Origin of the sequence: Flavobacterium sp. LC2016-01 (genome assembly GCF_009711135.1) — a bacterium.
In the GTDB taxonomy this organism is placed as follows: Bacteria; Bacteroidota; Bacteroidia; order Flavobacteriales; family Flavobacteriaceae; genus Flavobacterium.
Genome location: NZ_WMIC01000010.1, coordinates 65,209 through 92,206 on the forward strand (window position 1 = coordinate 65,209; position 26,998 = coordinate 92,206).

Here is a 26,998-nt window from a genome sequence, read left to right on the forward strand (position 1 = left end):
AAATGAAACATATATATACAATAACGCTGTCGCTATTGATGTTAACTGTAACATCATGCGAAGAATACACAGATGTAACACCTAAAGGAGCTTTAGTTGTTGAAACAGCAGCACAATTTTACGAAATGGTATCACTGCCTAACAGAGGTTATCCAATCAATAATTTTCAGTATTTGTCAGATGACCAATGGATGAAGGAATCCAACGTAATCGGAATAACTCCAAATGTTGACATTATTAATTTTACTTTTGATGAAAATACAGATAGAGTTTCTTTACTTAAAGCTTCCAGTTTTTATAACCAGGCTTACGCTTACATCAACAGATGGAATACCATTATTTCATTAGTTGATGATAGTAAAGGAGATGAAGCGACCAAAAAAATAGCAAAAGCCGAAGCTAAAATTAATAGAGCTTACGACCATTTTTTGTTAGTAAATACGTATGCAAAGGCTTATGATCCGCAGACTGCTGCAACGGATGGAGGCATCTGTATAATGGATAAATTTGATCTGGAAGCACAGCCAGCAAAATCAACAGTGGCTCAGGTTTACGATTTTATTCAAAAGGATATAGAGGATGCACTGCCTTACCTTCAGGAAAAACCACTTGATGTTTATCACCCTTCATTGGCATTTGCTTATGCTTTTAAAGCTAAAGTTCATTTGTTTAAGCGTGAAATTGCAAAAGCAAAAGAAGCCGCTGAAAAATCATTAAGCTATAATAATCAAATATTTGATATGGTTGCCTACAACAAACAAGGCGGGCCAAATGTAGTTAGTGTACCTGCTGCAAATAATGTAGAAGTATTGAGCTACCAGTACATGACAGGCTACAATGAGATGAGCTTTGCTTATCAATATATTATAAGTCCAGAACTCAGAACTTTATTCGGCACAAACGATGCGCGTTTTAATTTGTTTTTTAATACCACCAGCACGACAAATCTGGATCAGGGTTCCAACACGGCTTATTGGTCAATTGTGTACACGAAATATTTTTATTCTACGGTCGGCATGAAAACAACCGAGGTATATTTGATGCAGGCTGAATGTTATGCCAGAGAAGACAAATATGCAGAGGCGGTTGCTATTCTAAATACCTTGCGAGCAAAACGCATTTTATCAGGAACTGTAAATTTAGATGTTCCAGCGACCAGAGCAGCAACGATGCAGCTGGTTATAAACGAGCGCAGAAAAGAACTGCTTTTAGGTTTCAATCGTTTCTTTGATTTGAAAAGATTAAATACTGAAACGGAATATGCAAAAACCATTACAAGAGTATTTCCGCTGGTTAACAAGACTGTTGCTCAAAAAACGTATACGTTACAGCCTAATTCGAGGTTATACATTATTCCATTTCCTTTGTCTGCCCTGACAAAAAATCCAAAACTTACATTAAATACAGACGAGAAACTTCCGTTTTAATTCCAATGAAAAAATTATTTATATTAATGATCATGCTGGTGGGCTTACACCAGCATGGTTTTGCCCAAACTCCTGAAAAAAAAGCAGATAGTACCAGCACGCAGCCAAAAGGCATGCAGCCTTACAATAAGATAATCACTGATAAGGCTAAAAGCAAGTCGGGATTATTCGTTGTCAGTCAAGTGGATACTAAATATTACTTTCAAATTCCGGACAGTTTGTTTAACAGATATATGCTGGTGGTAACCCGTTATCTTTCAACTCCTGAAGGTTTTGGCCGTTTTGGTGGTGAGAAAGCCAACGAGCAGACAATTTATTTTGAGAAAGGAACTAATAATACAGTTTATGTTAGATCGCTGCAATACAGGCAAGATGTTCGTAATGCCGATTCTATGCTGGCAAAAGCACTGGCAGGGAGCAACGAGAATCCAATTGTGGCCGCTTTTCCAATCAAAACAACCAATCCAGACAACGGAAATGTTGTCATTGATGTAACTGATATTTTCAAGAAAGATAATCCGATGTTTTCTATCGAAAGTAAAGAGAAAACAGAGAAAAAATTAACCGCTCTGGCTGATGATAAGTCTTTCATAGAAATGATAGATACCTATCCTATTAACGTAGAGGTTAAAACGACAAAAACCTATACTAATGCAGCAGCAAGCAGTGGAACGGTAACGTTGAGGTTAAATACTTCATTAGTACTATTGCCAAAAACGCCAATGCGCAAACGTTTTGCTGACGAAAGAGTAGGGTATTTTGCCAATAAATATGTTCTTTTTGATGATGAGCAGCAGCGTGCTCAAGTGAAGTATATAATTCAGCGTTATCGTCTGGAACCTAAGGATAAGGATATTAAAAAATATGAAAGAGGCGAACTGGTCGAGCCGAAAAAACAAATCGTTTATTATATTGATCCAGCAACGCCAAAAAAATGGAGACCTTATCTGATTGCAGGAATCAACGACTGGCAGAAAGCTTTTGAAGCGGCTGGTTTTAAAAATGCAATTGTAGGCAAGGAGTGGCCCGAAAATGATCTTACGATGAGTTTAGAAGATGCCAGATATTCAGTAGTTAGATATTATGCATCAGAAACACCTAATGCTTACGGACCGCGTGTGAGCGACCCAAGAAGCGGGGAAATCATTGAAAGCCATGTGGGCTGGTATCATAACGTAATGAAATTAGTCCAGAGATGGTATATGATACAAGCAGGAGCTTTAGATCCAAGGGCCAGAAAAATGCACTTAGATGATGAATTGATGGGACAGTTAATCCGTTTTGTTTCTTCTCATGAAATTGGACATACTATTGGTCTGCGTCATAACATGGGAGCCAGCAGCGCTACACCAGTTGAAAAACTAAGAGATAAAAAATGGGTTGAAGCCAATGGTCATACCGTTTCTATAATGGATTATGCCCGCTTTAACTATGTGGCACAGCCAGAAGATGATATTAGTCCGCAGGGCCTTTATCCACGTATTGGAATGTACGATAAATGGGCGATAAAATGGGGCTACAATTATTTTTCAAAAACTAAAGATGAGTTTGAAGAGGAAAATATGCTCAGCAAACTAGCAACTGATAGCTTGACCGCTAATCCTAAATTATGGTTTGGAGGAGAAGGAAAAGAGGAAGATCCTCGAAGCCAGACAGAAGATTTAGGTGATGACGCAGTTCTTGCAAGCGATTACGGAATTAAAAATTTAAAGCGTGTTGTGCCAAACCTTATTGAATGGACCTACGAGCCAAATGATGCTTATGATAATTTAGCAGATATGCACAAAGCGGTTGTAAAACAATACAGCATGTATTTATACCATGTGCTTAAATATATTGGCAACAACTATGTTACCAAAAGAACTGTTGATGAAAAAGGCGCAGTGTATCAGCCGGTTCCTAAAGCCAAAGTAAAAGCAGCTGTTGATTACGTTGGAAGACAATTATTTACAGCTCCTCTTTGGATGTATCCTCAGGATATTAGCCAGCTCATTTCTTTAAAAACTTCAGAGGAAATATCAGATCAACAGAATCAGGTTTTAAATATTCTGTTAAGTTCTGGGATTTTGTATAATATCAGTCTTAAATCAATGCAGTTTGAAGGAGCTTACACTGTTCCGGAGTTTTTAAACGATCTGCAGCAGACTGTCTGGGTAAATTTTAGCGGCAACGAAAAATTAGATTACTACAGACGCAGTTTACAGCGCAGCTATATCGATAAGCTTTACTTGTTACTACTGCCTAAAGAAGCGGAAGGAAGCAGAGCTTTAAATAACGCACAGCGCAGCGATGTAAGGTTGTATGCCAAACAGCATCTTATAAAATTAAGAGCAGATGTTGTAAAATTGATGAGCGGAACATCAGGAATAAACAAAGAACATTTCGAAGGAATATTAATCGAAATAGATAAAATAGCAACAAAATTAAATTCAACTACGACGATATGAAAAATATACTAGTTATCGCGCTAATCTTCATAAGCAGTTTAGCACAAGCGCAAGTAACATCAAAAGAAGAAGTAGCTCCAGAATTGGTTCAAAAAAGAGAAGAACAAAAAAAAGAGATTACTAAAAATTATCTGGCTTTGAAAAATAGCTTTTTAACTTCAGATAGTTTGGGAGTTGTTAAAAATGCAGAGGCATTGAAAAATTCATTAAAGAATTTCAAGTTTAAAAAATTAACTCTTGAAAAAATGAACGAAGCTACGACATCAAGAAAAGAAATGGTAGAGCTGTCAACACAGCTTACCGCAACTAAAAACATTAATAAGCAGCGTAAAATTTTTGAAACGCTTTCGGTTAAATATTGGGAGCAGGCATCAAAATTCAAAGCGGCTGATGCGACATTGTATTTACAGATCTGCCCAATGACTGGTGCTGTCTGGACAAGTGATAGTAAAGAAATTAAAAATCCTTACTATCCAAAAAATATGCTGACTTGTGGAGAAGTAAAAGCAAGTTTGTAGTTTTTTTTAATTTGAATTAGTTTGATAAATACGGTATTCTGAATAGAGGCCGTATTTGTCTATTTAGATAAAAAGCAAAATATTAAAAGTTCAAAAATAACGAATAGGGAACTATACAATCCTAAAAGTGAATCAGTTTTTCTTCTTCAAGATCTAAATAATACATTTGTTTTCTAATGATAGATTCATCTATACTTTGATCTTCTTTGTTTTTATCAATCAGCCATTGTCTCTGATGATTTATTAAATCAAGATAAATATTTTTAACTTCATTTCCAATCGATTCATCGTCAATTCCTTTCGTGTGATGTTCCCATTTTTGAATGAGCTGCTGTAAAGATTGATTATTTTCCAGCTGATCCTGATAAGTTGTTTTTAAATAATTCAAAGAAGATTCAGCAAGATCTTTTCGTAAAATAGTACTGGCTTCCTCTCGAGAAATCGGATCATAAATTGCCGGCAGATTTATTTTTCTAATGAAATAAGGAAGCGTTAATCCTTGAATTAATAAGGTTAAAAGGATTACAATAAAAGTGATAAACAAAATGAGATTTCGCTGCGGGAAGCCATTTCCATTGTTTAAATAAACAGGAATTGATAACGCCGCCGCCAAAGAAACAACACCTCTCATACCAGTCCATCCAAGAATAAATGGAGTTTTATATCCGGGATTTCGTCGGTCCGCTACTGTGATAAAATTACGGGCAATTAATGTGACAATTACGGCGCCGTATGCAGATAATAAACGGCTTATTATTAAAACAAAAGTAATTAAAACGCCATATCCAATTGCCACCGCAATACTTGTGTCTTCGAGACCAGAAGTAATTTGAGGTAAATCTAATCCAATCAGCATAAAAACCAGTCCGTTTAAAATAAAACAAAGACTTTCCCATACATTTATTCCTTGTATTCGGGATCTGCTGCTCAAAAAACGATGCCTGTTATTAGACAAAAGCAAACCGCCGCTAACAACAGCTAAAACACCAGAACTATGTACTTCTTCAGCTGCAATGTATATAATGTAAGGCGTAAGAAGCGATAGAACAATATCAACATTGGCACTAGTGGGCAAGTATTTATGTGCTTTCATAAAAAGCCATCCTATTATCAAGCCAACTGCAACGCCTCCAATAATCATCCAGCTAAAACTTACTGCCGCTTTGTAAAATATAAATTGTTCTGTTGCAACCGCAATCATTGCAAATCTGAAAATAATTAAAGAAGAGGCATCATTCAATAAACTCTCTCCTTCGAGTATAGATGAAATTGTTTTAGGAACTCTGACAAATTTTAAAATTGCACCGGCGCTTACGGCATCTGGAGGAGATACGATGCCACCAAGTAAAAAGCCTAATGCAAGAGAAAATCCTGGGATAAAATAATTCGCTACTAATGCTACGGAAAGGGCAGACAGAAAAACGACTATAAAGGCAAAACTTGTAATGATGCGCCTCCAGCGCCACATTTCTTTCCAGGAAACGGTCCATGCTGCTTCATATAATAATGGAGGAAGAAATATCAAAAAGATAAGATCCGGCTCAATTTCTACTACTGGAATTTTTGGAATAAAACTGATTGCCAATCCTGCTAATACCAGTAATACAGGATATGCTACTTTTATTTTGGCTGCCAGCATAATCAGCAGTAAAATAATCATTATTAAGCCTAAGTAAAAAGGAAAATTTTCGAGCATTCGTTATCTTTTATATAGAAATTTACAATACTTTTTTTAGCTTAAATTCAGGTATTCATTGGGCGCACAACCTGTATTTTTTAAAACATTCAATTAAAATGCTGTAGATATTTAAAACCAAGTTCAAATGCGATCTGGCTGATTGATTTATTGGTGCAAAAAATCTTTCTTTGGCTAAGTTAATCAATTTCAGTTGAATGTGTTCCTAAACAGATTTACCAGTTTCTTTTTTATTAAATCACTAAAATAATTAAGAGAAAGATTTAAAAGAGATGCAAAATACTCTAAGGCAGACCTGTCTCCTGTGCATTTTCTGATTGTAAATAATCATGCAGCCAATTTTCAAATTTTGATAAAATAGCAGTAGTACTATTTTCTCGGGTTATAAATTACTTTCATAAAAAAAGCGCTAAATCATTTGATTTAACGCTTTTTAAGAGAACCACTAAAGGATTATGTTTAAATGGTTTCTCAATTCTATGATTTTAGATGTTTATTTTTTCCTTTTAAAATTAATTGATTTTTACCAAATGTGCTTCAATAGCCGCTCTATCAGATTCATATTGTGCCGGAAGTTTTAAGTTTTTTCCTAATTCTTCTAAACTTTCATCAACCATAAATCCAGGATTTTCGGTAGCAATTTCAAACAAAACTCCTCCCGGTTCTCTAAAATAAAGAGAATGGAAATAATTTCTGTCAATTTGTGGCGTAATAGACAATCCGTAAGCTTCTATTTTTTCACGGAAGTGCATTAAAATTTCATCGTTTTGCACTCTAAAAGCCACGTGATGAACAGTTCCGTTTGCACCTAAACCACGTTTTTCTTCGGGTAATTCTACTAAGTCAACAATTGCAGCATTTTCTACGGCATCGGTTGCATAACGGTAACGGTTTACATCTTGATCAATTAATTTATAGCCAAATATTTCAGTTAAAACGGCTGCAGTTGCTTTGATGCTGTTTAACGTTAAAGTGATGTTATGAAATCCTCTTGTAGCCACGTCTGCTTTTACTTCGTCAGTCTCCCAAGGTTTTCTGTTGTCTTCTGTTTTAGATTCGATTAATTCTAATTTTAATCCATCAGGATCTAAAAAAGTAAGGTATTTTTCGCCGAATTTTTCAGCTGGTTTATTGTAAATTACATTGTATTTTTCAAAACGTTTTTGCCAGAAATCCAAACTTCCTTTTGGAACAGAATAACCAATTTCGGTTGCCATTCCAGAACCTTTTCGGCCTTGCTGAATTCCTTCTCCCCAAGGGAAAAAAGTTAAAATTGTTCCGGCACTTCCAACTTCATCTCCAAAGTAAAAATGGTAAGTTCCCGGATCATCAAAATTGACTGTTTTTTTAATAAAACGTAATCCTAGTATATTAGAATAAAAATTAAAGTTGCGTTTTGCATCACCAGCAATTGCAGTAATATGGTGTAAGCCTAAAATTGTATTTTCCATGGTATTTTTTTTATTTAGTTATTATTGATTTTCTTATACAAATTTACTTCTGTTATGGTTCTGCATCGATTAACCTAGATTAAGAAATAATAAGCCGTTTCGTTTTCATTCGTCAATTTGCAATTTTAATTAACCGATTGCAGGAAAGAGAACGAGAACAGATTTTGATTTTGTCGATTTGTAAGGCGCTTTCAGAAATAGAAATCAAAGAAGAATTTCAGGACCACAAGGAGCAGCCATTTTACTAGGTTTGACGGCAACAACTTTGATGTCGAGAATGCAGAATTTTGGGTATTAAAAAGAACATTCTGCAGCTCGATTTATTCCTGAATCATTTTTATTTTTCCCGAAGAAATTGCCCAAAAAATCAATAATGCCATACTGATAATCAAAGCAAATGCTGGATATTGAAATGAAAAACCAAAAGCTATTAAATAAGTTGGTAATCCGTATAAATAATTGTTTCGTATTTTTTTTATAGCCGAATTTGTAATTTCTGGACGTAAAAGTTTTTTGTTGCTGCTTGCCGTATACCACAACAAATTATACGAAAGATTGATCAAAACAAAGATTCCCGTATAAATTGCAACTGCAATATTGGACGCTTCTCCCTCAAAAAAACGTGCTAATAAAGCGGTTGGATAAGAAACAATTGTTACCAAAAAAAGAATCAATCCGTTTGCAAACATGATCGCGGTGTTGCGGCTGTAAATTTGTTTGAAAATCTTGTGGTGATTCACCCACATGATAAAAATACTGAAAAAAGAAAGCGTAAAAGCAAGATACGATGTCCATTCTCCTCTTAAAAAAGCCAGTAATTCATCGCCATTTTTTACAGCATTGGTATCTGGTGCATGAAGATCCAGAACCAAAAGCGTAATGGCAATAGCAAAAACAGCATCGCTGAAATTCTCTATTCTTACGGTTTCTTTTTCCATTTTATAATTTCTTTGTATTATTAACCGCGAAGCCGCAAAGGTTTACAAAAGGTTCGCAAAGTTTTAGATAAAGCTTTGTGAACTTTATATTTACAAACACTATAAAAAGTATGAAAAAACTTTTGCGTGCTTTGCGGTTAAATTTTTTCTAGATCTTAAGAAATATTTGCAGTGTTTAATTTATAATTTTATAAATATTGACTTTCGCAGTTTTGGTTCAATATTTTTTGTTTTGTGACCTTTTCCCGTGGTGTCTTCAACCAATAAAATGGATCCTGTTTCAAATGTTCTTTTTTCTCCTAAAGAAGTTTCGATTTCTACACCACCTTCTAATAAAACAATATATTGTCGATCAGGTGCATTATGAAAATCATAATCATAAGACGGACTTACTTCTCTAAATACAATCGATTTTACCGGTTCATCATCAGATAAAAAACCGATATCGCCATTGTTTTTCAACGGAACTTCGAAATCTTCAAAATGACTTTCGCCATTTGCATCGCTGTAAACTCGTGTTATTGTAATCATTATTTTTTATTGAAGACTAATGCATTTGCAGAATCTACTTCGTCCTGACTAATGGTATGTCCCATATTTGGATAGATTTTCTTAGTAACGTCTGCGCCCATTTTTTGAAGAAGCGCTTCGGTTTCATTTACTCTTTCAACTGGAACGTGAAAATCAGGATCGCTTGTTCCGATGAAAATAGGTGTGTTTTCGAAATTTCCGGCGTAATGATTTTCATAGACTTTATCGCCAATAAGTCCGCCTGTAAAAGCAACAACTCCGCCATATTTAGCAGCATTTCTGGCAGTAAATTCTAAAGCCAGACAAGCGCCTTGCGAAAACCCAAGAAAATAGATATTCTCTTTCTCGATTCCGTTTTGTTGAATTGCGACAACAACCTGATGTATAGCATCTAATGATTTTGAAAAAGAAGGTTCATTCTCCTCAATCGGAACTAAAAAAGAATAGGGATACCATGTTCTGTTTTCTGCCTGAGGAGCAACCAGAGCAAAATCATTAACCTTAAGATGTTTTGCAATTGAAAGAATATCATGAGCACCCGCACCACGTCCGTGAATCATAATCAAAGCTTTTTTAGCTTCATTTAATGGTACACCATCTGTTATAATCTCTAAACTCATAGTTTTTATTTTTTTTATTTTAATCAATTTGATTTTTTGTTCGGATAGTAAAATTGTTTACATAATCTTGTCATTTCTCGTAGTTCGAAATGACAAACTTTGGTGATTACTTTTTAAAGAATTGATTACTTTTTCCAAATATCCTGATATTCATCTGGATGTCTTTTAAATTGGGCATGAACGTAAGGACAAAGTGCTAAAACCATCATTTTATTGGCACGAACATACGATACCATTTCTTCAAGAAGTTTTTTTGCATAACCTTTTCCTTCAGCTTCTGGCTCAACTCCTGTGTGGTAAACGGTTAGTAAATCATCTTTGATGCTTACCGTCATTTCGCCTAATTTTTTATCTTCAACATAAAGATTAAAAGCACCGTGTTTTTTTTCGTCTAATTCTAATTTTATTGTTTCCATATCTTAATTACAATCTTGTTTTATAACTAGTTTTTTAAAGTTTGTGGCAGTATTTTTAAGAGTTCTGCTGCGCCTCTGGGGTTGTATGTTTATGAAAAACAGAAACAATACACATTAAAAAATTTATGTGGTTTTTGATAAAAAATAATAGGGCAAAATTCATTTCTTAAAGATACTATATTATCAGAAATCAGCAATTTTAAATCCATGTTTGCTTAGTTTTCGCGGTGGTAGAGATAACAAATTATCATTGATGCTCCAGGCAAAATTAAAGTACCTAATCCAAAAAACTTTCCGGCAACGGCTCCCAAAAAACACCCCACAAGAAATCCGATTATGGTAACTAATTGTTTTTTTAAACTGAGGAGCACATCTACATCTTTCAATCCGTTTTTTAACAGGTTTCCCAAATCAAGAGAAGCTTGAGTCACGTTGCCTGTCATCATGGTTGTTGGTCCGTAGGTCTCTTTGGCATATAATTTTCCAAAAGCATTTTGAAGTCCCATGGCAAATACAGTTGTCATAGCAACAGTGTACATTGTCCATTCGGAGAAAATGTCTAAGTAACCAAAAAGATAAGTTGCAATGCCACTCAAAACTAATATTAAACCTTCCCAAAATAAGACGGTATAATGATTTGCTGCTTTTAATGCAATTCTTCCTCCGGTAATTACGGCTAAAATAAAAACAGGAAAAGTCAATAATTTTATCCAAGCATGCAAGTCTGAACCTTTGATGATTTGATAAGCAAAGACAATAAAGTTGCCGGTAACGTGTGCTGAAAATATGGAATCTGCAGCGACAAAAGTGACGGTATCACAATATCCTGCAATCATAGTGAGAAGCAGCGTAACGTACCAAATGTTTTTTTGTATTTCCATCGTTTTTATTTTAGGTGGGCGCGAAGCATCCAAGCCATTTTTTCGTGATTTTCTAATAAACCTGTGATGTAATCGCTGGTTCCGGCATCGTGTAGTTCTGCGGCAAAATTGTTAATGTTTTCGCGTAAGTGAATCAAAATACTTCCATGATCCAAAAGCAATTCTTTTATATAACCTGCACTATCGTTTTTCTCTCTCGATTCTTCTGAAAGATGCGTTAATGCCAAATATTCTTTTAAAGTTCCCGGCGCATAATGACCAAGAGTTCTGATTCTTTCTGCAACCGCATCTACAATTTCGTCTAATGTTTCGTATTGCTGTTCGAAGAAAAGGTGTTTGTTGTAAAAATCAGGGCCTTCTACATTCCAGTGTGCTTTTTTTGTTTTGGTATAAAGTACAAATTCGTCAGCCAAAACTTTTGTCAGTACATCCACAACTTTTGTGATGCTTTCTTGTTTAATTCCGATGTTTGCTTTCATGTTAAATTAGGTTTAAAAAGTAATAATCAAGTGAATATTTTCCTGCTCCAAGTGCGAGAATTAGTAATAGAGATAAAGTGTACATATAAGGAACGTCGCGTACTTCGAGTGAATCTTTTCTGTGCACTACAAAATATCCAACAGCTGTAACACCAATAGTTGGTAAAACTGCAAGTCGGGTTCCGATGCCCAAAATGATTAGAAATGGAACCACAGTATCAGAAAAAGTAGCCACTAAACTGTTTAGTTTTTCCGGTAAATGCAGCGGATTAGGAACGTGTTCTCTTTGTCCGTTTTCAACTCTAAATTTCTTCATTCCATGAACTCTAAAGAGCTCTATTGCAAGTAATACTCTAAACAGTAAAAACGCAGCATTATTGAAAGATGTTCCTAAATCAGAATAAAGTATTTGTTTTATAATTTCAGTCATTTCTTTAAATTTAAAAGGCAAAGCAGGAACATCCAAGTGCGCCCCAAAATGCGTTATAGTTATTTACTGGTACGTTGCTCATTCTGGCAATATCGTGGCTGTGAGCGTGAACATCGCAGCTTCCAGAACAACTGTGTATTTGCGAGGTCAGACTTGGTTTAGCGTCTGCTTTTGAATTTTTCTCAATCGCGCTCTGCAAATTGCTTTTTGATGGATAACCATTGTAAATATTCGTTGGCGACCAATCTGGCAAAATTGGAATATGCGGCGGAGAAAAGGATGAAAAATCGCCATTGGCGTACACAATTTTTCCGTCCACAATAGTCAAATCTGATTCTATTTTTTTGATTTCTTCGTCTTCAATATTAAAGTAATCACGATCTAAAACCACTAAATCAGCAAACATTCCGGTTTTGATATCTCCTTTTTTAGTTTGCTCTTGCGAGAACCAGGCGCTTCCTCTGGTATACATTTCTAAAGCCGTTTCTCTGCTTAATCTGCTTTCATTGTACAATTGCAAACCGCCGACTGTTTTTCCAACTGTCATCCAATACATAGAAACCCACGGATTGTAGCTGCTTACTCTTGTGGCATCAGAACCTCCGCCAACGGGAACTTCCATCTCAAGCATTTTTTTTATTGGCGGCGTATTTTCAGCTGCTTTTGCTCCGTAACGATCTGTGAAATATTCGCCTTGATATGCCATTCGGCTTTGTACGGCGATTCCACCGCCTAAATTTTTGACACGTTCAATATTACGTTCATCAATAGTTTCGGCATGATCAAAAATCCAAGGCAGTCCGTTAAACGGAATTTCCTGATTGATCTTTTCAAATACATTTAAGAATCTCGTAATGCTTTCGTTATAAGTCGCGTGAAGACGAAACGGCCAACGGTTTTCTACCAAAAGGCGAACAACTTTTTCCAATTCGGCTTCCATATTTTCAGGAAGGTCGGGTCTTGGCTGCAGGAAATCTTCAAAATCGGCAGCAGAAAAAACTAACATTTCGCCTGCACCATTATGGCGGTACATATCATCGCCCTGATGCAATTTTACAGTATCAATCCAATCTTCGAAATCTTCAAATTCGTGTTTTGGTTTTTGAGTGAAAAGATTATAAGCAATTCTTACCGTTAATTGCTTCTTTTCATTCAGTTCATTAACGACTTTATAATCATCTGGAAAATTCTGAAATCCACCTCCGGCATCAATCACGCTTGTAATTCCGAAACGGTTTAATTCTTTCATGAAATGACGTGTCGAGTTGATCTGATGTTCATATGAAAGCGTTGGGCCTTTTGCCAAAGTTGAATATAAAATCATGGCGTTTGGAGTGGCAATAATAAGTCCGGTTGGTTCTCCTTTAGAATCTCTTTCAATTTGACCACCAGGAGGCGCTGGCGTATTTTTAGTGTAGCCAACTGCTTTTAGCGCCGCTCTGTTCATAATGGCTCTATCGTATAAATGCAGAATAAAAACAGGAGTTTCGGGAGCAATTGCATTGATTTCTTCTAAAGTCGGCATTCGGCGTTCAGCAAATTGAAATTCCGACCAGCCTCCAACTACACGAACCCATTGCGGATTTGGCGTGCGATCGACTTGTTCTTTCAGCATTCTTAATGCATCAGCTAAAGAAGGAACGCCATCCCAGCGCAATTCTAAATTATAATTTAAACCGCCTCGAATAAGATGAATGTGCGAATCGTTGATTCCTGGAACCACTCTTTTATTTTGAAGATCGATTATTTTGGTTTCTTCAGATGCAAATTCCATTACATTGCTATCGTTTCCAACTGCAATAAATTTTCCGTCTTTGATGGCAACTGCTGTAACATTTGGAGTTTCGGCATTGAAGCTATGAATTTTTCCGTTGAATAAAATTAGATCTGCTTTCATAATTTTGGTTATTTAGTGTTCAATTTTGCAATGGCTTCTTTAATTCCTTCTCCGGCAACATTGTAGAATGAAGGTCTGGCAAGCAATATGATTTTTGTTAATGGTTTATAATCAGCTAGTTTTTATCTTTTAAATACGGCTGAGTTTTATACACTAAAACTACATTGGTTGCTGCCAAAGCCGTTGTAGAATCAATTCCCGCATCTTTAATATCACTTGCAAAAGAATAATTTGTAATGCCCAAACGTAACGCTTCCCATTAGAAGAAAACACATCACGATAATTCCGAAATTCTTGTTTTTTTTGGGATGTGAATTTTTATTATTCCAATTTAATGAAGTGTGAGAGGCTTTTTTGTTTAAAGTTTCAAGTTGAAATGAATTAGTGTTTCAGCATGTTGTGTGCATAATGAATTCCTAAACCATAAGATCCTCCATATTTTTTCATTAAGTTGGTTACAGGCACATAAGTTTCTTCACGAGCCCAATCTCTTTGAAGTTCTAATAAATATTGAATTGATGTGATTGGCTGTACTCCAACCTGAATCATTCTTTGTACTGCACGTTCGTGAGCTTCTTTGCTTACGTCTCCGCACGCATCTGTAATTACATAAACTTCGTAACCTTCTTCGATAGCAGATAACGCTGGCCCAACGATGCAAACCCCTGTCCATAAACCGGCAAGAACTATTTTTTTCTTATTTTTTGCTACAATAGCTTTATAAGCATTTTCGTCTTCCCAAGTATTCATTGTCGTTCTGTCAATGTATCCAGAAGTTGCGATTGGGTAAAATTCTTCTAGTTCAGGAAAAACAGGACCAGAAAAGCTTTCTTCTGCAACAGTTGTTACAATAGTTTCCACATTAAAAATTTTAGAAGCTCCAGAAATAATAGCAACGTTTGTGCGTAATTCGTTCAACGGAATATTACTTGTTGCAAAAGCCATTTGCCCTTCAAAATCGATTAATACTAAAGCATGATTGTCTGGTGATAATAAATTAACTGATGGTTTCATAATATTTATTTTTAAGATTTATAATTAGTCAAGCCAATGAAATGACAGACTTTTAATTTGTTACTGCATTATGGTTTAGGTTTTTAAGAGCTAAAAAGATTTGCGATATATCGCGATTTTATTAAGCTGTTGTCCCGTTTTTATGAATGTGTAGAAAGCTTTTTGATCATTTCTGCAGAAATCGCATCAGCATAAATTCCAAATGCGCTGGTTAAAACTCCTTTTATATTATAGATTTCAGAGATAATTCCGTAAACAATATCTTCATCGCCGGGATCTGTATCTCCTTCAAAACGAAATAAATATTCGATTTTGAATTCTTCGGGAGACATACTCTGGGTGTTGCTATTATAGCGGATACAGTTTTCGTCAAGATTAAAATTTTCGGTAAAACCTTGCTGATTCAGCCATTGTAAAGCTTCGGTAACCGTATCAAAAGCGGGTTGTTGTGTTGAACTCATAGTTAGAAAAATTTTAAACTGCCCATAAAAGCGAGCCATTAAAGGCAGTTTGGATTAATTTTAGGAAGATATTTATGCTTTAATGAAAGCCAAAATATCGTTATTGATTGTTTCTGCTTCTGTAGTTGGCATACCATGAGGAAAACCCGGATACGAAATTAATTTTCCGTTTTTCAAAAGTGCGGCAGCTTTAGGTGCCTGATTGTAAGGAACGATTTGATCATCTTCTCCGTGTAAAACCAAAACAGGAATATCTAAACTTTTAAGATCTTCTGTAAAATCGGATTCTGAGAACGCTTTAATTCCATCGTGATGAGCTAAAACTGATCCCATCATTCCTTGACGCCACCAATTGTGTTTGATACCTTCTTGAACGGTTTGTCCTTCGCGGTTCCATCCGTAAAATGGAATTGGAAAATCATAAAAATATTGCGCTCTGTTAAATGCAGTTCCTTGTCTGATTTCATCAAAAATAGATAATGGCACACCTTCAGGATTTGTTTCACTTTGAATCATAATTGGTGTTACCGCGCTAATAATTACTGCTTTTGCAACACGGCCTTTTCCATATTTTGCTGCATAACGAATTACTTCACCGCCGCCAGTTGAGTGGCCAATATGAATTGCATTTTTTAAATCAAGAGACGCTGTCAATTCTGCAATGTCTGCTGCGTAAGTTTCCATATTATTTCCTTCTGAAGTTTGGCTAGAACGACCGTGTCCGCGTCTGTCATGTGCAATAACTCTATATCCTTGTTTTAGGAAAAACATCATTTGGGCATCCCAGTCATCACCTGATAATGGCCATCCGTGGTGAAAAACTATTGGTTGTCCTGTTCCCCAATCTTTGTAAAAAATTTCTGTTCCGTCTTGTGTTTTAAATGTGCTCATTTTTTTATGGTTTTAGGTTATTAAATATTTAGAGTTAAATGTCAAAACTTGTATTGTGATTAAATCTATTTTTGATTTAAAAGCTGTTGTGAATTTCTTTTACAAACTTACAGTAGGTGCGAAAGTTTGTTGATTAATCTAGATTAAGAAAAATGTTAATTTTCTAGTTGATCTATTTAATATTTAAAAAGCGGCTGCTTTTTGAGTTGAAATATTTAATGCTTCGTCTTAAATAGACAAAGTTTTTAACTATTCAAATTCAAATTAGCTGCACTAATTTTGTGCGTATTCTTAGATTGGAGGACTTGTAAGAAAGATAATTTCTCTAGGTTTAAGCTTATCTGCTGTATTCATGTTTACATCTTGTTAATTAATTGAATGTCAGATATAAACCAATGAGTATGCCGAAAGCAAAAAGAGCCTAGAATTAAAGATTTATCGTTTTATTAAACTGTTTCAGTTACGATATATCGTAAAATTATGATTTATAATTGTTATATGATATAAAAAAGCAACAGTATTTTATATTGCAGAAGAAAAACAATAAAAAAATAATCTTTTAGCAGATGAAACCATCAAAACTATTGACCAATATGAGAATTAGTAATTTAAAAAAGTAAATTTCTTTATACTTAAATAGCTGAACATTGATAGGTAGTTCTAGATAGTTATAATTTTTCCATGAAAGCTGTATTATGGAAGCCCTTTTATAATACAATGCATTTTTTCCACTTTCATCATCTTATATTAAAAAGGGGTGAAGCATTTCTCATCGATATTTTCTGAATTTGTAAGTATTGCTGTTTCTGGGATTGAATTAGTTCAAAGCATAAAATTTTAGGGGTTTTGTTACATAATGTATTTTTTATCTCTACTATTTTTATTGATATGTAAAAAAAATAACAAAACAACCGGTTGTGTATTGAATTGTTTTTTTATATTTGTTAAAAATACACTTATTAATTCGCTTCAAATTGAAATGGAGCTGTATTTATTTTAATTGATTTTTTTAATATCAAAACCACATTTAAAAAGAATATCAATAATTAAGATTAACAAAATGAACCAAAAGCAAATTTTTTCCTTATCGTTATTATCAGTATTTTTTCTTCTTTCCTTTAATGGAATAACAATTAAAAACAATTTAATAAATAGTCAAATTGCAAGTATGCCTATTTTTTCAAATGTTGTTTATACAGGCGATGATCATATTTATAAAAATAATCCTTTAAAACCAGACGAGTTTTATTCCCCAATTTTACAAGGATGTTATCCTGATCCGGCTATTACAAGAAAAGGAGATGACTATTATATGGCCTGTTCTTCATTTGCCATGTTTCCCGGAGTGCCCATTTTTCATTCTAAAGATCTGGTAAATTGGACAGATCTTGGAGGTGTACTTAATAAAGTTTCAGAATTCAATCCTCACGATACCGGAATTAGCCAGGGAGTATACGCGCCGGGCATAACTTATAATCCGCATAATGATACCTTTTATATGATCGTAACCGCCTTTACAGGAGGAATGGGCAACATTATCGTAAAAACGAAAGATCCTATGAAGGGATGGGGAAGTCCCATAAAATTAGATTTTAATGGAATTGATCCTTGTATCTTCTTTGATGATAACGGAAAAGGATATATTGTTCATAACGATGCCCCAGATAAAGGAAAAGAATTGTATGAAGGCCATCGTGTCATTAAAGTTTGGGAATATGATGTTGTAAATGATAAAGTAATTCCGGGCACAGATAAAATTATAGTAGATGGAGGCGTAGATCTTTCTAAAAAACCAATTTGGATTGAGGCTCCTCATTTATATAAAAAAGACGGCCGTTATTATTTAATGTGTGCAGAAGGCGGTACTGGTGATAATCATAGTGAAGTTGTTTTTATCAGCGATAGTCCGAAGGGACCTTTTAAACCCGCGTCAAATAACCCGATTCTTACGCAAAGATATTTTCCAAAGAACAGGACTGATAAAGTGGACTGGGCGGGGCATGCCGATTTAGTTCAGGGACCTGATAATAAATATTATGGGGTGTTTCTGGGCATTCGTCCTAATGATAAAGACAGGGTAAATACCGGACGCGAAACTTTTATGTTGCCTGTAGATTGGTCCGGAGTTTTTCCAGTTTTTGAAAACGGATTAGTTCCTCTCGAACCAAAAATGAAAATGCCTAAAGGAGTTACTGAAAATAAAACCGGCAAGGACGGATTTTTCCCTAATGGAAATTTTACGTTTACGGAAAACTTTACATCTGAAAAATTAGATTACAGATGGATAGGGCTTAGAGGACCTCGCGAAAACTTTATTTCAGTAACCAAAAAAGGACTAGAAATTAAGCCTTTTGCGGTAAACATTAAAGAAGTCAAACCCACTTCGACACTTTTTTATAGACAACAACACAATACTTTTTCTTTTGCGACAACAATAGATTATCAACCCGTATCTGAAAAGGATTTGGCTGGAATTGTTTGTTTGCAGAACGAACGCTTTAATTATGTTTTTGGGGTAACCAAGAAAGGAAAAGACACTTATTTACTATTGGAAAGAACAGAAAAAGGTGAATCAAAAATTATCGCAAGCACTAAAATTGAAATCAAAAAAAATATACGTCTGCAGGTAAAAGCAACAGGAGACAGTTACCAATTTAGTTATGCTCTAAATGGCGTTAATTTTGAAAATTTAGGTGGAAGCGTTTCTGGGGATATTCTTTCAACAAATGTGGCAGGAGGTTTTACAGGCGCATTGGTTGGATTATATGCTACCACGGCAAATGATGCTCGCGCAGAATAAAAAGCGAGAACTGTAGAAATGATTTAACATTCAGCATTTAAACAATAATTTTTGACATTAAAATAGCACTATATAATGAAATCAATAATTAGATTTTTCGCGTTTGCTGTTCTTTTTTTGATAGGACAAAAAGGATATTCTCAAGATCCAAATTTTCATGTGTACTTAAGTTTTGGCCAATCAAATATGGAGGGTTATGCTAAAATTGAACCTCAGGATATTACTGCAGTTGATGATCGGTTTCAGGTTTTGCAAACGGTAGATTGTCCGGAAATATCACGTTCAAAAGGCAATTGGTATACGGCTATTCCGCCATTATGCCGTTGTACTACCGGATTGACACCGATGGATTATTTTGGCAGAACTTTGGTGGCCAATCTTCCAAAAAATATAAAAATCGGGATTATAAATGTAGCGGTTGGAGGCTGTAAAATCGAACTTTTTGATCAAAACAAAACAGCAGAGTATGTTGCAACCGCACCAGATTGGATGAAAGGAATTCTGAAGCAGTACAACGACAATCCGTATCAAAGACTGGTAGAAATGGCGAAGATTGCTCAAAAGAAAGGTGTAATCAAAGGAATTTTACTGCATCAGGGTGAATCTAATACGGGTGATACACTTTGGCCTCAAAAGGTAAAAATTGTGTACGATAACTTAATAAAAGATCTTAATCTGGATCCCAAAAAAGTGCCATTACTTTCCGGAGAAACCGTAAATGACGATCAGAAGGGTAAATGCGGGAGCATGAACAAAATTATTGCGACACTACCAAAAACAATACCGAATTCCTATGTAATTTCATCAAGCGGATGTACTGCTGAACCCGATTTTTTGCATTTTAATGCCAATGGCTACAGGGAATTAGGAAGACGTTATGCTGATAATATGCTTTCGCTTTTGGGATATAAAATCTCAGAAGGCAAATCACCTTTAAGAGTGCAGGCTCCTGTCGGTTTTGATCAATTAAATTCAAACATACCATTAGGGAAAATAGAAACCATTAGTTACCCGTCCAAAACGGTTGGTACTGATAGAAAGGTGACTATTTATACGCCTCCGGGTTTCAATACAAAGAAAAAATACGCTGTTTTATATCTTTTACATGGAATTGGCGGAGATGAAAAAGAATGGCTCAATGGTGGAACTCCGCAGATTATATTGGACAATCTTTACGCAGAAGGAAAATTAGAACCGATGATTGTGGTGATGCCAAACGGCAGGGCTATGAAGGATGATAGTGCTACCGGAAATATAATGGCGCCCGACAAAGTACAAGCTTTTGCGACATTTGAAAAAGATTTGTTGACGGATCTAATTCCGTTTATCGAAAAAAAATATCCAGTTTATAAAGACCGAGAACATCGTGCTATTGCCGGTTTGTCTATGGGCGGAGGACAATCTCTGAATTTCGGATTAGGGAATTTAGACAAATTTGCATGGGTTGGCGCATTCTCTGCGGCACCGAATACCAAAATGCCCCAAGAATTGCTTCCGAATCCAGAAGAAGCAAAAAAGAAATTAAAACTGCTTTGGATTTCCTGTGGTGATAATGACTGGCTTATCGAAAATAGCAGAAGAACCCATGATTATTTGTATAAAAATGATGTGCCTCATATCTATTATATTGAGCCGGGAGTTCATGATTTTAAGGTATGGAAAAACGGTTTGTATATGTTTTCGCAATTCTTATTTAAGCCTGTTGATCAAGCTGTTTTTACATCCTATACCCTTTTAGGAGATCCGGCCCAAACGAATATCCGCAATGCAAAGTATCCGCAAATATTGCCTGACAATCGTGTAGTTTTTAAAGTTAAAGCTCCAGAAGCTTTAAAAGTGCAAATTGATCTAGGCAGAAAATACGATATGGCAAGGGACTCAGAGGGTTTATGGACCGTTACTACTGATGTAATCAATAAAGGATTTAATTATTACTCTTTGCTGATTGATGGTGTAGCTGTAGCCGATCCTTCAAGCGAAACCTTTTATGGTATGGGACGCATGGCCAGCGGTATTGAAATTCCGAACAAAGAAGGTGATTTTTATGCCTTAAAAATGGTGCCGCACGGAGATATCAGAATTAAAAAATATTTTTCAAAAGCAACTAATTCCTGGTGCGAAATGTACGTTTATACACCACCGGGTTATGAAAATGCTTCCGAAAAATATCCTGTTTTATATTTATTGCATGGAGGCGGTGAAGACCAAACCGGATGGGCCACTCAGGGTAAGGCAAATTTAATTCTAGACAATTTAATAGCTGAAAAGAAAGCAAAACCAATGGTAATCGTAATGCTGGACGGCAATATGGGAAATACCGGAGGAGTTGCCGGATTTAATGAAAATGCCTTGAAATCTTTTGAAAATGAATTAAAAACGGGAGCAATCCCTTTTGTAGAAAGTAATTTTAAAGTAGCAACAGACGCTAAAAACAGAGCTTTGGCCGGATTATCAATGGGAGGTTTGCAGACACTTTACGCAGGGATTAAAAACTCAGATATGTTTTCAAGCATTGGTGTATTTAGCTCTGGCTGGTGGGCCAACAATCAAACTTTATCAGCACCTCAATATGAGTTTATGAAAAACAATGCTGTAGCCATTAATTCAAACATTAAAGAATTTTGGATTTCAATGGGCGGTAAGGAAGATATCGCTTATGAAAACTGCAAAATAATGATGAGCAAGTTTGATCAAATGGGCATTAAATATCAATACAGTGAGTATTCTGGAGGTCATACCTGGCCGGTATGGAGACACGATTTATTCATGTTTGCTCCTTTGTTATTTAATTAATTTATATGCGTCAATGAATCCCAAAAGACAAAAAAAAATTATGAAAACCTATTTAATTGCCATAGTACTGTTTTTTGGAATTTCATTATCTGCACAACAGACAAATGATCTAAAGCTTTGGTATAAAAATCCTGCCGGTGCAGTTTGGGAAAATGCCCTGCCAATTGGAAATGGCTTTCAAGGTGCTATGGTATATGGAAATGTCGAGAAAGAAATTTTTCAATTAAATGAAGCAACCGTCTGGAGCGGAAGTCCAAATAGAAATGACAATCCCGACGCAAAACAAGCTTTGGGAGAAATACGAAACCTTATTTTTCAGGGAGAATACAAAAAAGCTGAAAAACTGATCAACGAAAATATAATTACTAAAAAATCCCACGGACAGATGTTTCAGCCCGTAGGAAATTTAGAATTGAGTTTTCCTGATCAGCAAAACTTTACGGATTATTATCGCGAACTAGATATTGAGCGTGCCGTTACAAAAACAGTATATAAAGTACAAGACATTATCTATACCCGCGAAGCTTTTACGTCTTTTCCGGATCGTGTTTTAGTTATAAAACTTTCTGCTAATAAACCCGGAAAATTGTCGTTTACAACTGCTTTTACCTCGGAACATCAAAAACAGGAAATATCCGTTAACGGCAATAATGAATTATCACTTTCAGGCACAACAAGTGATCATGAAGGCATAGAAGGAAAGGTAAAATTTAATGCACTTGCAAAATTTAAAGTGAATGGTGGACGCATCATTGCGTCTGGGAATTCGATAAAAATTGAAGGTGCAGATTCTGTTTTGATTTATGTTTCTATTGCGACAAATTTTATCAATTACAAGGATATCAGTGGAAATGAAAAGTCACTTGCAAAATCTTTTTTGGATAAGGCATTGGATAAGGGTTATGATAAAATGAAGAAAGCCCATGTTGCTTATTATCAAAAGTATTTTAAAAGAGTTAAACTTGAGTTAGGTTCAACTGTAGCATCTCAACTGCCGACAGATCAGAGACTGGCTAATTTCAGAAATGTTTCAGATCCTTCTTTTGTAACACTTTATTATCAATACGGGCGATATTTATTGATTTCATCTTCACAACCGGGTGGCCAGCCGGCCAATCTGCAAGGTATTTGGAATCACAGCATGAATCCGGCATGGGACAGTAAATACACCATCAATATCAATACTGAGATGAATTACTGGCCCGCTGAGAAAACCAATTTATCAGAAATGCATGAACCTCTTTTAAAAATGATTGAGGAATTAGCTCAAACCGGAAAAGAAACTGCAAATGTAATGTACGGCGCTCGTGGCTGGATGGCGCATCACAATACGGATATATGGCGCATCAATGGAGCTGTCGACGGCGCAACTTGGGGAGTATGGAATGCAGGCGGGGGATGGCTAAGCCAGCATTTATGGGAACATTATCTTTATACGGGAGATAAAAATTATCTTAAATCAGTTTATGAAATACTGAAAGGAACGGCCGATTTTTATGCTGATTTCTTAGTGAGAGATCCAACAAATGGCTGGCTGGTTGTAGTTCCTGGAAATTCGCCCGAAAATGCTCCGGAAGCACATCAAGGGTCATCGGTTACTGCCGGTTCCACGATGGATAATCAAATTGTATTTGATGTTTTTAGCACTGTAATTAAAGCATCAGAAGCATTAGGAAAAGATAAACAATATGCTGATAGTTTAAGAACATTAAGGAATATGCTTCCTCCGATGCAAATTGGAAAATACAATCAGCTTCAGGAATGGATAGATGATGTGGACAATCCCAAAGATAATCACCGTCATATTTCGCATTTATACGGGTTATATCCTTCTAATCAGATTTCAGCATACCGAACTCCTGAACTTTTTGCTGCAGCAAAAAATACCTTACTGCAAAGAGGCGATATTTCCACAGGATGGAGTATGGGCTGGAAAGTGAATTGGTGGGCAAAAATGCAGGATGGAAATCATGCGTACAGTTTAATTCAAAATCAACTGACCCCGCTAGGTGTGAACAAAGACGGTGGAGGCACTTACAACAATCTTTTTGATGCACATCCTCCCTTTCAAATTGATGGAAATTTTGGCTGTACATCAGGAATTACGGAAATGTTGATGCAAAGTTCAGATGATGCTATTCATTTGCTTCCCGCTTTGCCGGATTCTCTGAAAGAAGTTGGAACAATAAGTGGTTTGAAAGCACGCGGAGGATTTGAAATTAAAGAGATGAAATGGAAAAACGGAAAATTAATAGCGGTCAGTATTCAGTCCAATCTTGGAGGAAACCTTAGATTGAGAACACCAAATCAAATCATGGCTAAAAACAAGATGAGTTTTAAAATAGCTTCGGGAGCTAATTCAAATGTTTTTTATGAAACAAATGAGGTCAAAAAACCTGTTATAACAAAAGAATCGACTATAAAACCTTTGGATATAGCGCCAACTTATTTGTATGATATTGCTACTGAAAAAGGGAAAGTATACCATTTTTCGATTAAGGAATAGAATGAATCAAATGCAGTCAATTCAGTAGAAGCGACTTAGATTAAAAGATTTTTTTTAAAAATTTAAATTCAGAGAAAGCATGAAAATCAGTTATCTATTTATCATAAGTTTAATGTCTTTTTTTTGTGCCAATGCACAGCAATATCCTTTTAAGGATCCTTCTCTTAGTTCAGCGGAGCGGGCAAAAGATCTAATTTCACGATTGACGCTTGAAGAAAAAGCAGCATTAATGTGTGATCAAAGTGATGCGGTACCACGTTTAGGAATCAAAAAATTTAATTGGTGGAGTGAAGCTTTGCATGGGTATGCTAATAATGATAATGTGACCGTTTTTCCTGAACCTATTGGCATGGCCGCATCATTTGATGATCAATTCGTTTATCGTGTTTTTGATGCTGTTTCAGATGAAGCTCGGGCGAAATATAACCAATGGATTAAAAACGGCAACGAGAACAAACGATTTTTAAGCCTTTCGGTTTGGACTCCTAATGTCAACATTTTTAGAGATCCGCGCTGGGGCCGTGGACAGGAAACCTATGGCGAAGATCCTTATCTTACTTCTAGAATGGGTATTTCAGTTGTAAAAGGTTTGCAAGGACCAGCTGATGCTAAATATCGAAAGCTTTTGGCCTGCGCAAAACATTTTGCCGTTCATTCAGGTCCCGAATGGAGCAGACACGAATTGAATTTGAATAATGTAAATCCGCGAGATTTGTACGAAACTTATTTGCCGGCATTTAAATCGCTGGTTCAGGATGCCGATGTGCGCCAGGTAATGTGTGCCTATCAGCGTTTAGACGATGAACCTTGCTGCAGTAATACAAGATTACTGCAAGGTATTCTTCGTAACGAGTGGGGGTATAAATATATGGTAGTATCTGATTGCGGAGCAGTTACCGATTTTTATACCACTCATAAAGTTTCGTCCGATGCAACGCATGCAGCATCTAAAGCTGTACTTGCAGGAACTGATGTCGAATGCGTTTGGGAAAAATATCCTTTTAAAAATTTACCAGAAGCCGTTGAGAAAGATCTAATAAAAGAGTCGGATATCAATAAAAGTCTGCTTCGCGTTTTAGTTGGCCGTTTTGATTTGGGTGAAATGGATGATGATGCAATCGTTCCCTGGACCAAAATTCCGGCATCTGTTTTAAATAGTAAAGAGCATCAACAATTAGCGCTTGAAATGGCTCAAAAGTCAATGACGCTTTTACAAAACAAAAATAATATTCTTCCTTTAAATAAAGCCATAAATAAGGTGGCTGTTATTGGTCCAAATGCCGATAATGAGCCAATGTTATGGGGAAATTATAATGGAACACCCGTTAAAACAATTACAATCAAGAGCGGCATTGAATCTAAAATTGCAGCAAATAAAATGATGTATGATAAAGCCTGTGATTTAGTAGAAGATAAAGTAAATCAAAGTTATTTTAACGACATTTCATTTGAAGGAAAAAAAGGAATGAAAGCAACCTATTGGAATAATCCGAATAGAGAAGGCAGTCCAGTGGTATCACAGCAAATTTTAAATCCCATAAAAATGACTACTGCTGGTCAACATGAATTTGCTTCTGGAGTTAAATTAGAAGGATTTTCAGCAAAATATGAAGCAGAATATTCAGCTAAAGCAAATGATACGCTGGTTTTTAAAACTGGTGCTGCCGGAGTTTTTGAATTAATAGTCGATGGCGTTTCTAAAGCAAAATTTACCAATTGGAGAACATTGCCTGGAAAAATCCCATTTGTAGTTGAAGCAGGTAAAAAATATAAAATCGAAATTCTTTTTGCTCAATCAAATAATTGGCAGGCGAATCTTGAATTCGATTTTGGAAAAGAATTCGATATAGATTATGGAGGTTTAATTCAAAAATTAAAAGGTATTGATACCGTAATTTTCGTTGGCGGACTTTCGACTTTACTAGAGGGAGAAGAAATGCCGGTTTCTTATCCCGGTTTTAAAGGCGGTGACCGAACCAATATTGAGCTTCCGTCTGTTCAGAGAAAATGTTTACAGGCCCTTAAAGCTGCAGGTAAAAAAGTGATTTTTGTAAACTGCTCGGGTTCTGCGATTGCTTTTACACCAGAGACATCAAGCTGTGATGCCATTTTACAAGCATGGTATCCGGGAGAATCAGGTGGTCAGGCTGTCGCCGATGTTCTTTTTGGGGATTATAATCCAGCAGGAAAACTTCCGGTTTCATTCTATAAAAATTCAGAAATATTAGGAAATTTTGAAGATTATTCGATGAAAGGACGTACTTATAGATACACCACAGATGTTTTGTTTCCTTTTGGTTTTGGCTTGAGTTATTCTAAATTCAATATAGGCACAGCAAACCTGAGCAAGACAAAAATAAAATCAAATGAAAGTACACAATTGAACTTTTCAATAAAAAATGTCAGCAAACGTGAAGGAATAGAGATTGTTCAGGTATATATCAAAAAATTAAATGACACAGATGGCCCATTAAAGACCTTGAAAGCTTTTAAAAGAATCAATTTAAAGGCCGGAGAAAGTCAAAATGTAACGATTGATTTGCCTTCATCTTCATTTGAATTTTATGATCAAAACACTAGAAATATGAAGGTAACTCCAGGTGAGTATGAGGTGTATTATGGTAATAGTTCAGAAACTAAAGATTTAAAAATGACTAAAGTGTTTGTTCAGTAATTTACCAAAATAAAGTGCCTGCTTTGAGAAGTGATATTTTCAAAGTAAGGTTAGAATCCTGATAATATACTTAATTAACATGCGACTAAATTGCATTTTCAATTAAAAAGTATATATTTAATTTAAAT

General features: G+C 35.6%; 21 protein-coding genes. 7 read left to right on the forward strand and 14 right to left on the reverse strand.

What is annotated here, in order from left to right:
* Nucleotides 1-2 precede the first annotated feature (2 nt).
* From GKZ88_RS18845 to GKZ88_RS18855, 3 genes are read left to right on the forward strand one after another with little or no spacing between them, the layout of a single operon-like run.
* Nucleotides 3-1,427, forward strand: coding sequence for a RagB/SusD family nutrient uptake outer membrane protein (locus GKZ88_RS18845; RefSeq protein ID WP_155103864.1), 1,425 nt, complete (start codon nucleotides 3-5; stop codon nucleotides 1,425-1,427).
* Between the two features lie 5 nt (nucleotides 1,428-1,432).
* Entirely contained in the window at nucleotides 1,433-3,874 is a 2,442-nt protein-coding gene (locus tag GKZ88_RS18850) for a zinc-dependent metalloprotease (RefSeq protein WP_155103865.1), read from the forward strand.
* Complete coding sequence (locus GKZ88_RS18855) at nucleotides 3,871-4,392, forward strand: DUF3347 domain-containing protein (RefSeq protein WP_155103866.1); 522 nt, start codon at nucleotides 3,871-3,873, stop codon at nucleotides 4,390-4,392. Before GKZ88_RS18850 ends, GKZ88_RS18855 begins: the two co-directional genes overlap by 4 nt.
* A 121-nt stretch (nucleotides 4,393-4,513) precedes the next feature.
* Here GKZ88_RS18855 and GKZ88_RS18860 read toward each other — a convergent pair whose 3' ends face one another.
* From GKZ88_RS18860 to GKZ88_RS18925, 14 genes are all read right to left on the reverse strand, one after another.
* A complete protein-coding gene (locus tag GKZ88_RS18860) occupies nucleotides 4,514-6,088 on the reverse strand; it encodes a Na+/H+ antiporter (protein ID WP_155103867.1) in 1,575 nt (524 codons plus the stop codon).
* A gap of 512 nt (nucleotides 6,089-6,600) precedes the next feature.
* Nucleotides 6,601-7,539, reverse strand: coding sequence for a ring-cleaving dioxygenase (locus tag GKZ88_RS18865; protein WP_155103868.1), 939 nt, complete (start codon nucleotides 7,537-7,539; stop codon nucleotides 6,601-6,603).
* 320 nt (nucleotides 7,540-7,859) lie between these two features.
* Complete coding sequence (locus GKZ88_RS18870) at nucleotides 7,860-8,477, reverse strand: TMEM175 family protein (protein WP_155103869.1); 618 nt, start codon at nucleotides 8,475-8,477, stop codon at nucleotides 7,860-7,862.
* A 180-nt stretch (nucleotides 8,478-8,657) separates the two neighbouring features.
* Nucleotides 8,658-9,008, reverse strand: a complete 351-nt coding sequence (locus GKZ88_RS18875; RefSeq protein WP_155103870.1) for a hypothetical protein — start codon at nucleotides 9,006-9,008, stop codon at nucleotides 8,658-8,660.
* Nucleotides 9,008-9,628 (reverse strand): dienelactone hydrolase family protein, encoded by a 621-nt coding sequence (locus GKZ88_RS18880; RefSeq protein ID WP_155103871.1) that lies wholly within the window; start codon nucleotides 9,626-9,628, stop codon nucleotides 9,008-9,010. The genes GKZ88_RS18875 and GKZ88_RS18880 overlap by 1 nt, the downstream gene beginning before the upstream one ends.
* Nucleotides 9,629-9,753: 125 nt before the next feature.
* Complete coding sequence (locus GKZ88_RS18885) at nucleotides 9,754-10,044, reverse strand: GNAT family N-acetyltransferase (protein ID WP_155103872.1); 291 nt, start codon at nucleotides 10,042-10,044, stop codon at nucleotides 9,754-9,756.
* 215 nt (nucleotides 10,045-10,259) lie between these two features.
* Nucleotides 10,260-10,925: a YoaK family protein gene (locus GKZ88_RS18890; protein ID WP_155103873.1), complete on the reverse strand. Its 666-nt coding sequence runs from the start codon at nucleotides 10,923-10,925 to the stop codon at nucleotides 10,260-10,262.
* Nucleotides 10,926-10,930: 5 nt separating this feature from the next.
* Entirely contained in the window at nucleotides 10,931-11,404 is a 474-nt protein-coding gene (locus tag GKZ88_RS18895) for a DNA starvation/stationary phase protection protein (RefSeq protein WP_155103874.1), read from the reverse strand.
* A gap of 1 nt (nucleotide 11,405) precedes the next feature.
* Nucleotides 11,406-11,834, reverse strand: coding sequence for a DoxX family protein (locus tag GKZ88_RS18900; RefSeq protein ID WP_155103875.1), 429 nt, complete (start codon nucleotides 11,832-11,834; stop codon nucleotides 11,406-11,408).
* A 10-nt stretch (nucleotides 11,835-11,844) separates the two neighbouring features.
* Nucleotides 11,845-13,731, reverse strand: a complete 1,887-nt coding sequence (locus GKZ88_RS18905) for an amidohydrolase (protein WP_155103876.1) — start codon at nucleotides 13,729-13,731, stop codon at nucleotides 11,845-11,847.
* Between the two features lie 115 nt (nucleotides 13,732-13,846).
* Complete coding sequence (locus GKZ88_RS22615; RefSeq protein ID WP_255474717.1) at nucleotides 13,847-13,975, reverse strand: hypothetical protein; 129 nt, start codon at nucleotides 13,973-13,975, stop codon at nucleotides 13,847-13,849.
* A 137-nt stretch (nucleotides 13,976-14,112) separates the two neighbouring features.
* Nucleotides 14,113-14,745 (reverse strand): hydrolase, encoded by a 633-nt coding sequence (locus GKZ88_RS18915; RefSeq protein WP_155103877.1) that lies wholly within the window; start codon nucleotides 14,743-14,745, stop codon nucleotides 14,113-14,115.
* Nucleotides 14,746-14,885: 140 nt separating this feature from the next.
* Nucleotides 14,886-15,206 (reverse strand): phosphoribosylpyrophosphate synthetase, encoded by a 321-nt coding sequence (locus GKZ88_RS18920; RefSeq protein ID WP_155103878.1) that lies wholly within the window; start codon nucleotides 15,204-15,206, stop codon nucleotides 14,886-14,888.
* Between the two features lie 72 nt (nucleotides 15,207-15,278).
* A complete protein-coding gene (locus GKZ88_RS18925; RefSeq protein WP_155103879.1) occupies nucleotides 15,279-16,097 on the reverse strand; it encodes an alpha/beta hydrolase in 819 nt (272 codons plus the stop codon).
* Between the two features lie 1,168 nt (nucleotides 16,098-17,265).
* Between GKZ88_RS18925 and GKZ88_RS18930 the strand changes: the two genes are divergently transcribed.
* The 4 genes from GKZ88_RS18930 (at nucleotide 17,266) to xyl3A (ending at nucleotide 26,870) form a co-directional block, all read left to right on the forward strand.
* A complete protein-coding gene (locus GKZ88_RS18930; protein WP_230392554.1) occupies nucleotides 17,266-18,897 on the forward strand; it encodes a glycoside hydrolase family 43 protein in 1,632 nt (543 codons plus the stop codon).
* Nucleotides 18,898-18,972: 75 nt separating this feature from the next.
* Nucleotides 18,973-21,690: an alpha/beta hydrolase-fold protein gene (locus tag GKZ88_RS18935; RefSeq protein WP_155103881.1), complete on the forward strand. Its 2,718-nt coding sequence runs from the start codon at nucleotides 18,973-18,975 to the stop codon at nucleotides 21,688-21,690.
* 40 nt (nucleotides 21,691-21,730) lie between these two features.
* On the forward strand, nucleotides 21,731-24,196 hold the full coding sequence (locus GKZ88_RS18940; RefSeq protein ID WP_155103882.1) for a glycoside hydrolase family 95 protein: 2,466 nt from the start codon (nucleotides 21,731-21,733) through the stop codon (nucleotides 24,194-24,196).
* 112 nt (nucleotides 24,197-24,308) lie between these two features.
* Complete coding sequence (gene xyl3A, locus GKZ88_RS18945; RefSeq protein WP_230392555.1) at nucleotides 24,309-26,870, forward strand: xylan 1,4-beta-xylosidase; 2,562 nt, start codon at nucleotides 24,309-24,311, stop codon at nucleotides 26,868-26,870.
* The last annotated feature ends 128 nt before the right edge of the window (nucleotides 26,871-26,998 follow it).